Genomic DNA, 14421 nt, shown 5'->3' on the forward strand with positions numbered 1-14421 from the left:
CTTTCGTCATGTCTGCGCGTTCAATATCAGCCAGGCCTTCCAGAGCGCTGGACAGTTCTGCTTTAGCCAGTCACAAAGATCCGCGGGCAGCGCTGCCCTGAAGTGGCAGGTATCATTTTGAGGATAGCGCCGCAGGGTCAGGCTATACGCGTGCAGAAACTGCCGCGTCAGGAGAGGCGTGTGCGCGAGCACATGTTCAGGCGGCGCATACATCTGATCGCCCACGATGGCCATCCCGGCGGCGGCCAGGTGAGCCCGAATCTGGTGGGTACGCCCCGTGATAGGCTGTACTTCCAGCAAGGCGAACGGCTCAGCTACCGCCAGTACCCTCACCGCCGTACTCGCAGCCTGTCCGTCTGGACCAACAATACAGCGTCGGCGCTCATCAGGGTCGCGCTGTAAGGATCCATGCAGCATAAATACATCACTACCGGTGGCGGCATAGAAACTCGTGCCATCAACCGCTGTCGTCTGGCCGCCTGCTGAATGCCTGGTAATGGTAAATGTGGCTCGTGGCTGCGCCCACCCACAGGCGCCGCGCGCAATAACGGCCAGGTAGCGCTTCTCGATGGTGTGATCATGAAATTGCTTGATCAGGTGTCGTCGCGATCGCTCGGTTCGTGCCAGAGCAACAATGCCCGATGTATCTTTATCCAGGCGATGCACCAGACATGGCCGGGGGAGCAGGCCATCTTCTTTCCACAGGCGTTCACGGCGTTTTTCACGCAACATATCTCTGATAGCAGGCGGCGCCCCGGCCCACTCAGGATCATCAGGCAGGAGCGGTGGTTGCCAATCATCTCTCCCCTGCTTGTCTAAATAGGCCAGCACAGCATTCCACATCGTGCCATCTGAGTGTTTATATGTGGGATGAATAACCAGCCCGGCCGGTTTATTCACGATCAGCAGGTAGTGATCTTGATAAATAAGTGAGACGTCAGCAGTTTCCATGCCGTGAGTATAGGTCTTTCTCCGTCAGACGTCAATATCGCTACACAAAATAGAGCAGTACTTTCTTTCCATCATACCGATAGACAGGCATAATACGATAAAAATTGATGTAGAATGGCTTGTGGAGCGGTTTCAAGTAGATAAGGGATTGTGTAGCTGTGATAGAATGGTAACAACATATTTGCTTGGAATAGAACCAGACAGGCAGATAAAGAGGGATGGACATGTCACAAATACACTATCATAATCAGCCAGAATTGCGTGAACCGATTGTTGTGGTGGCCTTTGGAGGCTGGAACGACGCCGCCGATTCAGCAACGACAGCCATAAAATTTCTTGTCGATCGCTGGCTACCAGAAAAAATTGCCGAGATAGACGCCGAAGACTTTTTTGTGTTTACTGAAACACGCCCAACTATTAAGTATTCCGATGGAAACCAGCGTAGCATTACCTGGCCAGCCAATCAGTTCTTTGCTCATACTGACCCGGACCTCAACCGTGATGTGATCCTCTTTCTTGGTACCGAGCCGCAACTGAAATGGAAAACGTTTTGTACGGCATTCCTGGATGTATGTAAAAAGTTTCATGTGTCCGAGGTGGTGTTTTTGGGTGCATTGCTCGCCGATGTCCCCCACTCCATTACTGTTCCCATTACCGGAGCTTCAACGGATAATGATGTCATGGAACGACTCCACGAGATGGATGTCAATAATTCGCGCTACGAGGGTCCAACTGGCGTCATTGGAGTGCTCCACGATGCTTGCCATCGCGCGCACATCTCCTCGGCTACACTGTGGGCCGCCGCTCCTCATTACCTGGCGGCAACCCCAAACATAAAGGTAACGGCGGCACTCCTTACCTATCTCAATCAGTTCCTCTCCTTCGGACTCGATCTCCATGAGATCCAGTCGGAGGCTGTACGCTTCGAAGAACAGGTGACAGCGCTGGTCGCCAAAGATCCTGAGGCACGTGAATATGTACGCAGGTTGGAGGAGCAGATAGCCAACGGGGTCGACCTGGATGACAACGAAGAGGACGATGATGAGGCGCTGCTGTTCGGCCCCGATCATACACTGAATAGTGGTCCGCTACCCAGCGCTGATAGCCTTATTCGCGACGTGGAGGAACTCCTACGCGAACAACGTGGGAACGGACAATCCCAACAATCTGACGATGAAGAGGAGAGTGAATGAGTATTTCACCCTATCTATTAGAAGAGGTTCTGCAACCGCGCTCAGTAGCGATACTGGGCGCATCTCGTGCCCCGCAAAAATGGGGACACGTTGCGGCCAGACAATTGATCGCCGGGGGATTCGCCGGCGATATTTATTTGATCAATCCATCGGTCTCTGAGATTCTGGGCAGGCCAACCTATCCCAGCTTGCGCGATGTTCCTGGGCACGTCGACCTGGCCGTGATTGCGACGTCGTTTAATCACGTTGAGAAAGGGATCGACGATTGTATTGCCCATGGCGTAAAAGGGATCGTTATTATTACCGCCGGCTTCAGCGAGACGGGTCCCGAAGGCCGCGAATTGGAGCAACAGATCGTCGCCCGTTGTCGTGAACACGGTATCCGCGTGATTGGCAGTAACTGTATGGGCCTGTATGTCCATCGCTCCAAATTGAATGCCCTGGGCATGGTCTTTCCCCTGCCAGTCGGCCCTATCGGGTTGGTATCTCAAAGCGGAAATCTGGGCATGTACTGGTACGCCCAGGCCCACCTGGATGGACTGGGCTTCAACACCTTTCTCAGCGTGGGAAACGCTGCCGATGTATCGTTCCCAGAATGCATGCAATACCTGGCTCGCGATCCACAAACGACGGTAATCGCCGGCTACGTCGAAGCCATTCAGGAGGATACGCTACGCCAGGTAACCAGAGAGATGTATGCCAACGGCAGCTATAAACCGACGGTGATCTTTTTAAGCGGTGCCACCGAGGTTGGCGTGCGTTCAGCATTAGCCCATACCGGTACCCGGGGAACTGTGCGGCCAGATAATGATACCAGCCTGCTTGGTAGCGGCGTTGTACGTGTCTTGCGCTCTGATGAGCTTTTCCCTGTGGCACAGGCACTGGCCCTGCAACCACCTACCCCAAAAGGTGGGCGGCGTATCGCCATCGTCGGCGACGGCGGTGGGAGCTCGGTCGCGACCGGAGACGCGGCAGCCCGCGCCGGCATGGAGGTGGAGATTCTCTGCGAGGAGACGCAGGATAAATTGCGTCAGCTGATGCCCGCACGCGCAACCCCGACCAATCCCATCGATGTCGCCGGGGCAACCGACGAGGATCCCCTATCATTCGCAACGATTACAGAGGTGTGCCTGCAAGATCCGACGGTGGATGGCGTCATCATTACTGGACTCTTTGGCGGCTACAAGATGCTGCTCACTGAGGATTTCGGGGCTCGCGAAGAAGAGGCGGCCCGTATGCTGGGTCAAATGGTCAGGAAATATAAAAAACCAGTTCTGGTCCAGACGGTGTATGCACGCCACGATATTCCGGCACTCAAGCTCCTGCGCGAAGAGAACATCCCCTACTACGAATCAGTCGAGATCACCTGCCGCGCCATGGCGGCGCTGGCAGAGGTTGGCCAATTTCTGGAGACGGCACAGGAATACTAGATTATAGCAGACAGGCAGGTCTCACCCCAATTATGTCTCGGGTGAGACCTGCCTGTGCATTTAACGCTTAAAATATTTGCTGCAGACGCTGAACCTGAGTATAAGCCTCCCGTACGGTGCGCTCAATCAGCTCCTGCGCGGTTGGAATATCATGGATCAGTCCAATCATCTGACCGGCCCATACGAAACCTTCATCCAGCTTCCCTTCAAGTGAAGCTCGGGTATTTACTTCGCCTCGAATATGCGGTAACAGGCGCTGTAAACGCTCCTCCGGTGTGGCCTGGGAACGTTCCAGTTCCTGCTCTATCTGTAAGATGGCATCTGGAACCGGTCCCTTGAGCACACGCGCAGGCCGGCCAATGGCCCGCTCGATCACCACGGTATCCGTTTCCTTTGCCTCCACCAGGGCCTGCTGATAGGCTGGATGAGCGTTGCTTTCACGTACTGCAACAAAACGGGTTCCCAGTTCGATGCCATCAGCTCCCAGCGCCAGGGCGGCGGCCAGCCCACGTCCGTCGGCCAGGCCGCCGCTGGCCAGAACGGGTATACGTACCGAGTCCAGAATGCGTGGTACCAAAACAGTGGTGCCGATATCATCTCTGCCTAGGTGCCCACCACCCTCGAAACCTACCGCGATCACGGCGTCGGCCCCCAGGCTCTCAGCCTTCTGAGCCGCTCTGACACCAGCCACCAGCACCATGGTGCGTACGTTGACACCGCTTTGCTGAATGCTGCGCAGCAGCTTTTCGGGATTGCCTCCCGTAATGCTGATAGCCGCCGGTGCCTCTTCCAGAGCTACTTCTAAAAAACCATCCAGCGGAACATGGCCAATGGGGAAATTAACCCCGAAGGGCTTATCCGTCAGTCTTTTGACCTTCTGCATATCGGCGCGAAGATCTTCCGGTGTGGCAAAGCACGCGCATCCAAGCTGGCCCAGACCACCAGCATTAGAGACGGCAGCGGCCAGTTCAGCATATGAAAGGTGAGATAGCCCACCCTGTACGATCGGGTAGCGAATATTCAGCAATTCGGTGAAACGCGTATGCATCTTTGCGGGTAGCGTTGACATAGACCCGTACTCTCTTTCCTCGCTTAAATATGCATGCCTGGACATGGAACATGTACCAGGCATACTATTCCTTCAAAAGGATAATGTACATATCTAAGCTACATCATACCGTACCGGGCGTTAGAGGACAACCGTAACCTGGCGTCGTTTCCCTCCGCGCAGAAAGGTAATAATAGCTTTCTCGCCAGTCTTATGGCGGCGGATCAGCCGCTGCAGGTCACCGGGCTCACTGACGACCTCTCCATCGGCAGCGATGATGATATCCTGCCGCTTCAGCTCGGCCTGTTCAGCAGGAGTGTGGGGACGGATCTCGACGATCTCCATCCCTGCTGGCTGCTCCAGCCCGAGGGCGCGCCGTACCTGCTCATCAAGGGATACGCGCATGCCACCCACACCCAGGGAGGCGCCTGTGATCGTAGCCTGACGTTTTTGCGCCAGCCGGGCCAGCACCGTCTTAACCGTGTCCAGTGGGATAGAGAAGCCAAGTCCTTGCGCCATCGGCAACATGGCCGTGGTAATGCCCACGACACGACCGGCGCTATCCAATAGCGGCCCTCCAGAGTTACCAGGATTGATTGAGGTGTCCGTCTGTATCAGGTTCACCATTTTTTTGGAGCCGGGTACATCCAGAGTGCGCCCCAGGGCACTAACAACGCCAGCAGTAACGGTCCAGTTCAGGCCGTAAGGATTACCCACAGCGATCACCAGCTGACCGACACGCAGCGGTTGACGGCCCAGCTCAGCCACCGGGAGATGATCCGCGCCAATGCGTAGTACAGCCACATCTACCTCGGAATCACTGCCGACCAGGCCAGCGGGGAATTTGCGTCCATCCGCCAGTGTGACAAAGATCCGCCTGGCCTTTTCAACTACGTGTGCATTGGTGAGAATCTGCCCATAGGAGGAAAAAATGAAGCCAGATCCAAGTCCCGCACCAGGAGGCGGCGCGTAGCGTCCATAACGGGGCGCCATGTCACGTTCTATATCTATACGTACAACGGCCGGGCCCACTCGCTCGGCAGCGGCGGTTACAGCGTTGGAATATGCATCCATAGCCAGCGCATCTCGCTCATATGTACTCATGCCATGCTAACTTTCTGTGGAACCCAATGGAGTTTATCGTGCGTGCGAGGCAGCAACTCATTAAGTTTGATATCTATTGTATCACATTTTGTGACAATAATAGACGCGGCAGTCTTAAACGTAGAACATCGCAAGAGGAGACCATCTTGTTAAACATTGCGGTTAGCATAAAAAAGTCCTGCTCTCAGGATAGAGATCCTTACCCGCCCAACCCCATATCATGCCATTAATCAAACCCGAGCATTAGTTCTCGCGAATACTTAATGCGCTGCTGATTGCCGAAATCAACTCCTGAAACGTGAATGGCTTTTCAATAAAGCTTGCTTGCGGTGCGATACTCAGCGCGCTTGCAACTTCAGAAGAGGATGCAGCGGTACAGAAAATCAGCGGTAAAGATTGCGTACGCGGATTGGCACGTAAAAAGCGCAAAACATCGATGCCAGTCATATCGGGTAGATGCAGATCTAAAATCAACACATCAACCGGCAGAAGAGCCAGAGCTCGAGATGCTACAGGGTGATATGCAACAGCTGATCTGCCCGCTCTTTCGGGCATGAGCGCATCTAAACATTCACGAGGATGCTCATATACAATAACATGATGACCAGCATATTGCAGCATTGTTGCACAAAGCTTTGCGATACGTGCATTATCTTCAAGTAGACCTACCTGGGCCATAGAATATCAAAAGTCCTTATCTGATGGCAACTTCGTCCAAATTGTAATGTTTCTATACACGTATGTCAAGAAAATCCATTCTTTTGCCCCATCTCGGCTAGTTGCTCATCCATTTATACGAGATTTTTCCAGCATTTCCGTTATCCTCCCTCGACGCTTTCATAAACTTAGTGTACAATCTAGGCAATACTTTTGATTTTCAAATAAACGGAACAACGCATGAGTGATAATGAAATAGTACGCAAACATCCGATTAGCGTCGTACGCTTTGGTATGGGCAAAGAGATCCAACTCTATTATGATGAACTTGTCGTTACCGGGATCGAACAGGACCAGGAATTACGTGTACAGTTGGATGCCATGCGGCGCCTGACACTGGTTCCCGGTGAACCAACACCCTCCAAACTCGTCTTGATGGCTGATATGGATGACGGCGAAACGATTATTCTCGCTGAAGGTATGACGAATGCCAAAGACTTTCGTGAAATGCTGCCCAAAATTACAGAGATTTGTCCTGATCTACAACTCGATCCACCCGATATGGCTGAGCAGTTACGGCAGGCCCTCAACAACAAGCGGGCCTGGAATATTACGTGCTATGTCGCCTGTATCATGGTTTGCGTCCTGATCTATGCCCTCTATCTGCTGGTCGCTTTTCTGGGCTCCCTCCACCATTAATATTGGAGATAGAATGTTACGGCTCTGGTGGAGCATCGGACTCTGATGTCGTGCTCCCCTCTTTGGGATTCGACGCGGATAACGTGTTCATCCGACGCTTACGTCTCCCCTGGGCAAAATAATAGAGTAGAGCGAAGAAGCCAATAAAGAGCACGATGGGGAAGATATTTGAACCTGAACCTCCACTATTGCCCGGGTAAAGATAAATGTCATTTACGGCCGCCAGCAACTGGGCGTAGTGGTCTCCCCCCAGCGCAAGGGCATTGACGGTTGTAATCTTTGGCAAACCAGGAGCAACAGCGCGCCAGGTCTGCCCTTGATCATCGCTCTGCAAAGCGCCGGCCCCGGTACCGATATAGATGGTTCTGGCATCCCTCGAACGAAAATCCAGCACAATAGATGTAACAGGCACCACCGAGAGACTATCTTTGCCACGGGCCCAATGGGCGCCGCTATCGGACGAGATAAAGAAACCCTGCTCACTTCCAGCGTAGATCAAGCCTTGCTCCCCCCCATTGAGGGTGGCGGGCACCACCGCATTGATGGCGACGTGCGCGGGTAAGCCTGCATTGAGCGCTGTCCAGGTGGCACCCTGGTCAGCCATTCGATAAATGCCCGTTGAGGTGGCGGCCCAGAGTTGATGCTGATCAGAATCGTAGGTCAGAGCATTGACAATGGTCTCAAGTGGAAACGTTTTAACAACGCCGGTCCAACTATTCCCTCCATCAGAGCTCATGAAAATTCCGTGTCTGGCTGTTCCTACATAGAAATGGTTCGCTGCCTCCAAATCGAAGGCCAGTGCAGTATATTTATCGGCAGGCAATGTCTGCTTGACAATGGCATTCCATGTCTGCCCACTATTAGCGCTTGACCATAAGCCACTATCGCTGGCAACATATAATTGTTTGCCGGCCTTATCAAAGCTCAGTGCATTAATGGCCGCCAGATGGGGAATATCAGCTTTGGTACGCACCCAGTGTTCACCACTATCGGCAGTGACAAAAATAGCGCCCTGCTCACTACCGGCAAATATCTTCTGGGGATTGTTGGGATCTGTGGTCAGGGAGCGGAAACGATAGCCTGTAATGCCACCAGGCTGCCAGTTACCACCAGCACTTAAAATGCCAGAACCGGTACCGCAACCGGCCAGCAACAATAATAATCCAAGGCATAGGATGCCCAGCGCGAAAAAACGCGGAATACGAAATATTGTTAGCGGATAATACATAGCATCCTCTTCTGCAGCGAATATCTGGTTGCAATGATAGCATACCTCCAAGGATTTGTGCCATACCACCCAGCCACCATATCCGTGCAAAGAGAAAGACAAAGAGCTTAAAAACGAAAATGCCCTCGTAGGTGCTGGGCTTGCCCCAGCTTGGAGCCATCAGGCGACCCCGTACCCGGGCGCATACGTTTCATTAACGATGACCATCTTCCCTGGGAACGATCCAGTATTGAATGAATCGTACGCGCCCGGGTACGGAGCCGCTTCGCGGCAAGCGTCCGCAAGGAGCGCACCTACTAGTTGGTACGGCGAATAATGCGGCGTACCGCCACCACCGTCTCTTCGATCTCATATCCCTTTGGCAGGCGAGTCGTTTTATTGTTCTGTGGAAATACCAGATCTCTCATCTCTCCAAGAGCTGGCAGTCCACGTTCCACGCTGCGCTTTGGCTGTAAACGGGCCAGCAGATTTCGCCGTAATAGTTCAATTCCTACACCAACGGCCACCGCCCCCACACCCGCGGCAACATTGCGAGGCACGGGAGAATGATAGAGTAAAGCGGGCAGGTTGGTCTGTATGGGGATGATACTGGTCGCTTTCTTTGTCAGGTCAGCTCCGCATTGCTGGCAGTACAGATCATCCTCGGTATAGTTCGCATGACAATTAGGACACTGCATAAGTCGTATTCCTCCAGAGTATATGGTTTTACTGGTCTTTTGTTCGTCTGTTGCCGCCTTTAATCTGCACACGCTAGAAGAAACATCTCCCCACTCATAATACAGAAGAACGGAGCAATACAGGATACACTGATCTAAATATGTTCGTAATCAATGATAATAGAGAGCCTTTTCTGTAAACCTGTATACCTTTACGTTTTGGGTGCAAGCGCAACATTCCATTTTCAATTCATCATATGCTTGTACAATACTCCAGATAACGCTACCATGTGAGGAGTTATCGGAGGCGATGGCGATAAATTTGGCCCTCTCTTTAAAGTACGTTCCCTCTGCTACATTATACTACTTCATAGCCCCTAAGTCCCGCAATTCAAGCCTTGCGGGAAGATAGTACGCTACTTCCCCTCTCAAAACCTGTACACAGGGCATATTGAAGTGTTCCCAGCGCCTGTAGAGCGTGATTAACCGAACTACTGTGTAACTTTCCCAACCATAGAACCGTGTCACTTATAATGACCAATTATACCAGGCATATTTGCCAATCTCCAATAGAGACGAATTCAGATAAAACAGGCAGATATGTATTTTCCCCTTGCCATCATTTTCATGACCGAAAAAGAAAAAGGAGATAACGACAATTTCATGGCAGAAACACAACGTAACCCTATCTGGCGTGTGAAGCCAGTTGATCTTATTTTAAAACAGGGCAATGAAGGTGAGCACTCCCTGAAACGCACGCTGGGGCCGCTCAGTATCACGGCCATGGGGATCGGGGCCATTGTAGGCACCGGTATCTTTGTTTTAACGGGGGTAGCCGCGGCCAAATATGCGGGGCCAGGCTTGATCCTCTCATTCATTGTTGCGGGCATTGCCAGTGGACTGGCGGCGATCTGCTACGCGGAATTCGCCAGTACGGTGCCGATCTCCGGCAGCGCCTATACATACTCATATGCTACACTGGGCGAATTAATCGCCTGGATCATTGGCTGGGACCTGATACTGGAGTACGCCGTAGGTGCGGCGGCGGTCAGTATTGGTTGGTCAGGCTATTTCACCGATTTTCTTAAAAGCCTGTTTGGCATCACCATTCCCAAGGCTTTGATAGCCTCTCCTTTCTCAGGAGGCATCGTTAATCTACCAGCAATGCTCATTATCCTGCTGATTACCGTGCTCCTGGTTATTGGTACATCCGAAAGTAGCGGCTTTAATAACATTATGGTGGGCATCAAACTGCTGGTAATCCTCTTTTTTATCGTCGTTGGTGCCTTTCATGTCCATACGATGAACTGGCAGCCATTTCTCCCCTTTGGAGTGGGTGGAGTCTTCAGTGGAGCCAGCATCATCTTCTTTGCTTATATTGGCTTTGACCAGATCTCCACTTCCGCCGAGGAGGCACGCAATCCTTCCAAAGATCTACCGATTGGCATTATCCTGAGCCTGACAATATGCACGCTGTTATATATCCTGGTGACGGCGGTCTTAACCGGCATGGTATCGTATAAACAGCTAGATGTATCTTCACCGGTATCGCACGCCCTGATCCTCGTCGGCCTCAATACCGCGGGCTCAATCATTTCAGTCGGGGCCATTTGTGGACTGACTACCGTTCTGCTGGTTCTACTCTACGGGCAGAGCCGCATCTTCTTTTCCATGGCCCGCGATGGATTGCTCCCGGCATTTTTCTCACACGTCCATCCTCGCTTCAAAACCCCTTACCTGTCCAGCATACTGATCGGCGTTGTGGTGGCGCTCGTTGCAGGACTGACACCCATTGATATCGTAGCTGAACTGACCAACATCGGGACCCTGACCGCCTTTGTGCTCGTTTCCGCGGCGGTGTTGATCTTGCGGCGCACGCAGCCGGACCTGCGTCGCGGCTTCCGCGTCCCATGGGTTCCCGTCATACCGATCCTTTCGATCCTGGCTTCACTGATCTTGATTGTCAGCCTTCCCCTGGTAACAATCCTGCGTTTTATTATCTGGCTTGTGCTAGGGCTCATCGTCTACTTCCTATACAGCAGGCACGCCAGTAAATTGGAGAAAAACTATGCTGATTAAACAATAGTAGATGCAATCAGCATTCAGGCTTCATGCCGCAGAATTTTACTGTGAGTCCTGCAGCATGAAGCCTGATTTAATGGGGCAAGGCGCTTTTATAGAAACATAACCTCGCGATGATTCGTGTCAGGATCTGAAGTTATTTTCCATCTGATCCAATCGATCTTCCATCATTTACGCCGTTTAACTGTTTTTTTTCGGCGAGGAATTCACAAACGTGATATATTATTCAGTGGCAAACATATGCGAGATACAACAAGCATATTGAATGCGAAAGGAGAGCCATCGTCCACCACGTTCGAAATGCCTGAACTGGCTCTCTACTTCGTAGGGAGATATTTTCTTGCTTTGTTCGCATTACAATCCAGGGTTTGATTATGTATATCCTCATAAGAAAATGCGAACATGCCAAATAAAGAAAGGAACATCTTATCATGGAACTTGGAATGATTGGAATTGGTCGAATGGGCGCCAATATGGCGCAGCGACTGGTACGTGCCGGACACAAAGTTGTCGGTTACGCCCGTACAGCGTCTACCGTTGAGCAGCGAGTTAAAGAAGGCGCGATTTCAAGCGGTGCTACCTCGCTTGAAGATGTGGTGCATCAGCTGAGCACCCCCCGCATCCTCTGGCTGATGGTACCAGCTGCTTCTGTCGACGATACGATCGCTCAGTTACTCCCTCATCTGTCCGAAAACGATATCATCATCGATGGCGGTAACTCTAACTATCAGGATGATATTCGGCGCGCGGCTGAACTGAAGAAGCACAATATTCACTATGTTGACTGCGGCACCAGCGGTGGCGTATGGGGACTGGAGCGCGGCTACTGTGAGATGATCGGTGGCGAAGTGGAGACGGTCAAATATCTAGACCCCATTTTTAAAGTTCTGGCTCCTGGCATCGAGGCCGCTTCTCGTACCCCAGATCGTACGACTCAGGGTGGTACGGCTGAGTATGGCTACCTGCACTGCGGCCCTCATGGCGCCGGCCACTTCGTCAAAATGGTACACAACGGTATTGAGTATGGCATCATGGCCGCCTACGCCGAGGGACTCAACATCCTGCGCCATGCCAATATCGGCAAGAATCAGGGTCTGATCGATGCAGAGACCGCCCCGGTGCAGAGTCCTGAGCATTATCAGTATGATATGGACCTGCCCGAGATCGCCGAGCTCTGGCGCCGTGGTAGCGTTATCAGCTCCTGGCTGCTCGATCTGACTGCCCACGCGTTCCAGCAGAGCCGCGACCTCAGCAATTTCTCCGGTCGCGTATCTGACTCCGGTGAGGGTCGCTGGACGGTAAAGGCCGCGATCGACGAAGGCGTACCAGCACACGTGTTGAGCGCTGCCCTCTATGATCGCTTCGAATCCCGCAACGAGGCCGAGTTCGCCAACAAGGTTCTGTCGGCTATGCGCTTCGAGTTCGGTGGCCACCACGAGCGCTAAGCATCTGGTGACGCCATCTATCGGCAGGTAAGCATATGCTTTGCCTGCCGTCGCACCAGTCCGGCCGCGCTATACAACAGTAAGGCCGGGCTGCTCTAGTTATATACTTTAGCTATCACGCTTGCTCCACAGCACCTGCACGCTCTGCGCCACCTGCTCGGCAGCCGCATCGACCTCCTTTTCAGTCGTCCAACGTCCCAATGTCAGGCGTAGCGCTCCCAGGGCGCGTTCGCGCGAGAGTCCCATCGCGGTCAGCACGGCGGATGGTTCAGTATTGCCTTCATGACAGGCTGATCCTGTAGAACTGGCAATCCCCGGAGTCGCCTCAAGCACCTCTTCTCCCAGAACACCATCAATGCTGATGTTCAAGGTATTCGGCAATCGATCCGAAGGATGCCCGTTCAGATGGGTGGCATGCGGCAAGCGTTGCTCCAGTTTCTGCTGCAATCGGTCGCGCAGTTGCTGCAAGCGCGCTTTGCTACTCGGAAGCTTCTCGCGCGCCTGGCTGGCCGCCGCTCCCAGCGCGACCATAAAGGCAACATTTTCGGTACCGGCACGCACACCAGACTCCTGCCCTCCACCATACAGGAGTGGCTCTAGCTGGAGCCCACGCCGCACATACAAAGCACCAATACCCTTGGGCGCGTACAACTTATGACCTGTCAGCGTTAAAAAGTCGACGCCCAGGCTCTCAATATCTACAGGGACCTTCCCGACGGCCTGTGAGGCGTCTGTGTGCAGGAGAACGCGATGCCGACGAGCGATATCGGCCAGTTCGGCGATCGGCTGTATGGTCCCCGTCTCATTGTTGGCATACATGATGGAGATCAGCGTCGTCTGCTCGTCAATGGCCGCCTCTAATTCAGCGGGATCGATACGCCCATATTTATCGACCGGCAGATAAGTAATGCGAAAACCGTGCAAGCGCGCCAGCGACTTACATACGTTGATGACCGCGGGATGCTCGGTGACCTGGGTAATAATGTGGTTGCCATGAAAGCGATTGGCCAGGGCGGCCCCCCGGATAGCCAGCGCATTACTTTCTGAGCCACAACTGGTAAAAACTATCTCCTCAGGGATACATCCGAGCAACAGTGCCACCTGCTCTCGCGCCGTAGCCATCGCCATACGAGTTACCTGTGCGTATGCATGCGCGCTGGACGGATTACCAAAGTAGGTGGAGAGATACGGCAACATCGCGTCAACAACACCTGGATCAACCGGTGTTGTGGCGTTATAGTCAAGATAGATCGGACCGTCTTTGAGACCTGGATGAGCCATAATGTTAATCCCCTCCAACGTAGCTATCCTAAGCTACAGCTTCTTCGTAATTATGCTTTTTTATAGCATAGCGCACATGTATAGATTACGCTACCAGCCCACAAAAAGCTCCTATCCACGTCTGAGCTTTTGCACCCGCTCACAAAAACCAGTACGGCCGCGCAGCGGACGCGCGTGCGGGGGCACTCACCTGTCCCCAGCGTGACGCGAGAAAAATACGAAAAGAGCGCCAGCAACGCGTGTCAGGCACGCGTTGCTGGCGCTCTTTTCGTATGAGAGGGGCTGTGCTTCGCGGTCAGTACACTGACCGCGAAGCACATAGCTTCTTATTTCGCCAGCTCGGGAAACTTGGCAGACAGATCGCGGGCGTTGGGCTCAACCAGGACCGATCCGTCGGGGAAGACGATGGTTGGAACGGTACGCGAACCGCCGTTGACCTTCGTGACATAGTCAGCAGCCTGCTCGTTTTCCTCGATATTAATATAGTCATACGCGATACCATGTGAATCAAACCAGCGCTTGGCGAATCGGCAATCACCACACCAGGTAGTTGCATACATAGTAATCTTTTTTTCCGTTTGTGGGGTCTCCACGTTAGCTTCAGACACAGTCTTCTCCTTGATATATCCCGCGTGGGTTGTGCATAT

General features: G+C 52.8%; 13 protein-coding genes. 5 read left to right on the forward strand and 8 right to left on the reverse strand.

Going from position 1 to position 14421, the window contains the following annotated elements:
• Nucleotides 1-6: 6 nt before the first annotated feature.
• Entirely contained in the window at nucleotides 7-951 is a 945-nt protein-coding gene (locus tag KTT_RS00755; RefSeq protein WP_126594167.1) for an RluA family pseudouridine synthase, read from the reverse strand.
• 224 nt (nucleotides 952-1175) lie between these two features.
• Between KTT_RS00755 and KTT_RS00760 the strand changes: the two genes are divergently transcribed.
• Together KTT_RS00760 and KTT_RS00765 are read left to right on the forward strand one after the other, a co-directional pair.
• On the forward strand, nucleotides 1176-2144 hold the full coding sequence (locus KTT_RS00760; protein ID WP_160145552.1) for a PAC2 family protein: 969 nt from the start codon (nucleotides 1176-1178) through the stop codon (nucleotides 2142-2144).
• On the forward strand, nucleotides 2141-3574 hold the full coding sequence (locus KTT_RS00765) for an acetate--CoA ligase family protein (protein WP_126594169.1): 1434 nt from the start codon (nucleotides 2141-2143) through the stop codon (nucleotides 3572-3574). The genes KTT_RS00760 and KTT_RS00765 overlap by 4 nt, the downstream gene beginning before the upstream one ends.
• A gap of 67 nt (nucleotides 3575-3641) precedes the next feature.
• On the opposite strand, the gene KTT_RS00770 is transcribed toward KTT_RS00765, so the two are convergent.
• From KTT_RS00770 to KTT_RS00780, 3 genes are all read right to left on the reverse strand, one after another.
• Complete coding sequence (locus tag KTT_RS00770) at nucleotides 3642-4622, reverse strand: NAD(P)H-dependent flavin oxidoreductase (protein WP_126599325.1); 981 nt, start codon at nucleotides 4620-4622, stop codon at nucleotides 3642-3644.
• A 141-nt stretch (nucleotides 4623-4763) separates the two neighbouring features.
• Nucleotides 4764-5726 carry a S1C family serine protease gene (locus KTT_RS00775; RefSeq protein ID WP_126594170.1) on the reverse strand — a complete coding sequence of 321 codons (963 nt, stop codon included), beginning with the start codon at nucleotides 5724-5726 and terminating at the stop codon, nucleotides 4764-4766.
• Between the two features lie 243 nt (nucleotides 5727-5969).
• Nucleotides 5970-6404: a response regulator gene (locus tag KTT_RS00780; protein WP_126594171.1), complete on the reverse strand. Its 435-nt coding sequence runs from the start codon at nucleotides 6402-6404 to the stop codon at nucleotides 5970-5972.
• Between the two features lie 219 nt (nucleotides 6405-6623).
• Here KTT_RS00780 and KTT_RS00785 point away from each other — a divergent pair, with 219 nt between their 5' ends.
• Entirely contained in the window at nucleotides 6624-7082 is a 459-nt protein-coding gene (locus KTT_RS00785; RefSeq protein WP_126594172.1) for a hypothetical protein, read from the forward strand.
• A gap of 16 nt (nucleotides 7083-7098) precedes the next feature.
• Here the strand turns inward: KTT_RS00785 and KTT_RS00790 are convergent, their stop codons facing one another.
• Both KTT_RS00790 and KTT_RS00795 read right to left on the reverse strand, forming a co-directional pair.
• A complete protein-coding gene (locus tag KTT_RS00790) occupies nucleotides 7099-8310 on the reverse strand; it encodes a WD40/YVTN/BNR-like repeat-containing protein (protein ID WP_126594173.1) in 1212 nt (403 codons plus the stop codon).
• 296 nt (nucleotides 8311-8606) lie between these two features.
• On the reverse strand, nucleotides 8607-8987 hold the full coding sequence (locus KTT_RS00795) for a zinc-ribbon domain-containing protein (protein ID WP_126594174.1): 381 nt from the start codon (nucleotides 8985-8987) through the stop codon (nucleotides 8607-8609).
• Between the two features lie 642 nt (nucleotides 8988-9629).
• Here KTT_RS00795 and KTT_RS00800 point away from each other — a divergent pair.
• Nucleotides 9630-11045, forward strand: a complete 1416-nt coding sequence (locus KTT_RS00800; protein WP_218030801.1) for an amino acid permease — start codon at nucleotides 9630-9632, stop codon at nucleotides 11043-11045.
• A 434-nt stretch (nucleotides 11046-11479) separates the two neighbouring features.
• A complete protein-coding gene (gene gnd, locus KTT_RS00805; protein WP_126594175.1) occupies nucleotides 11480-12493 on the forward strand; it encodes a phosphogluconate dehydrogenase (NAD(+)-dependent, decarboxylating) in 1014 nt (337 codons plus the stop codon).
• Between the two features lie 108 nt (nucleotides 12494-12601).
• Here the strand turns inward: gnd and KTT_RS00810 are convergent, their stop codons facing one another.
• Together KTT_RS00810 and KTT_RS00815 are read right to left on the reverse strand one after the other, a co-directional pair.
• On the reverse strand, nucleotides 12602-13774 hold the full coding sequence (locus KTT_RS00810) for a cysteine desulfurase family protein (protein ID WP_126594176.1): 1173 nt from the start codon (nucleotides 13772-13774) through the stop codon (nucleotides 12602-12604).
• A 326-nt stretch (nucleotides 13775-14100) separates the two neighbouring features.
• A complete protein-coding gene (locus KTT_RS00815; RefSeq protein ID WP_126599329.1) occupies nucleotides 14101-14334 on the reverse strand; it encodes a mycoredoxin in 234 nt (77 codons plus the stop codon).
• Nucleotides 14335-14421 lie beyond the last annotated feature (87 nt).

The organism is Dictyobacter aurantiacus, from assembly GCF_003967515.1.
GTDB lineage: Bacteria > Chloroflexota > Ktedonobacteria > Ktedonobacterales > Ktedonobacteraceae > Dictyobacter > Dictyobacter aurantiacus.

Excerpts from the sequence above, each read along its gene's own strand:
- KTT_RS00800 (WP_218030801.1), top strand. The coding sequence starts at position 9,630 with ATGGCAGAAACACAACGTAACCCTATCTGGCGTGTGAAGCCAGTTGAT.
- KTT_RS00770 (WP_126599325.1), bottom strand. The coding sequence starts at position 4,622 with ATGCATACGCGTTTCACCGAATTGCTGAATATTCGCTACCCGATCGTA.
- KTT_RS00795 (WP_126594174.1), bottom strand. The coding sequence starts at position 8,987 with ATGCAGTGTCCTAATTGTCATGCGAACTATACCGAGGATGATCTGTAC.
- KTT_RS00775 (WP_126594170.1), bottom strand. The coding sequence starts at position 5,726 with ATGAGTACATATGAGCGAGATGCGCTGGCTATGGATGCATATTCCAAC.
- gnd (WP_126594175.1), top strand. The coding sequence starts at position 11,480 with ATGGAACTTGGAATGATTGGAATTGGTCGAATGGGCGCCAATATGGCG.
- KTT_RS00815 (WP_126599329.1), bottom strand. The coding sequence starts at position 14,334 with ATGTATGCAACTACCTGGTGTGGTGATTGCCGATTCGCCAAGCGCTGG.
- KTT_RS00810 (WP_126594176.1), bottom strand. The coding sequence starts at position 13,774 with ATGGCTCATCCAGGTCTCAAAGACGGTCCGATCTATCTTGACTATAAC.
- KTT_RS00785 (WP_126594172.1), top strand. The coding sequence starts at position 6,624 with ATGAGTGATAATGAAATAGTACGCAAACATCCGATTAGCGTCGTACGC.
- KTT_RS00790 (WP_126594173.1), bottom strand. The coding sequence starts at position 8,310 with ATGTATTATCCGCTAACAATATTTCGTATTCCGCGTTTTTTCGCGCTG.
- KTT_RS00765 (WP_126594169.1), top strand. The coding sequence starts at position 2,141 with ATGAGTATTTCACCCTATCTATTAGAAGAGGTTCTGCAACCGCGCTCA.
- KTT_RS00780 (WP_126594171.1), bottom strand. The coding sequence starts at position 6,404 with ATGGCCCAGGTAGGTCTACTTGAAGATAATGCACGTATCGCAAAGCTT.
- KTT_RS00760 (WP_160145552.1), top strand. The coding sequence starts at position 1,176 with ATGTCACAAATACACTATCATAATCAGCCAGAATTGCGTGAACCGATT.
- KTT_RS00755 (WP_126594167.1), bottom strand. The coding sequence starts at position 951 with ATGGAAACTGCTGACGTCTCACTTATTTATCAAGATCACTACCTGCTG.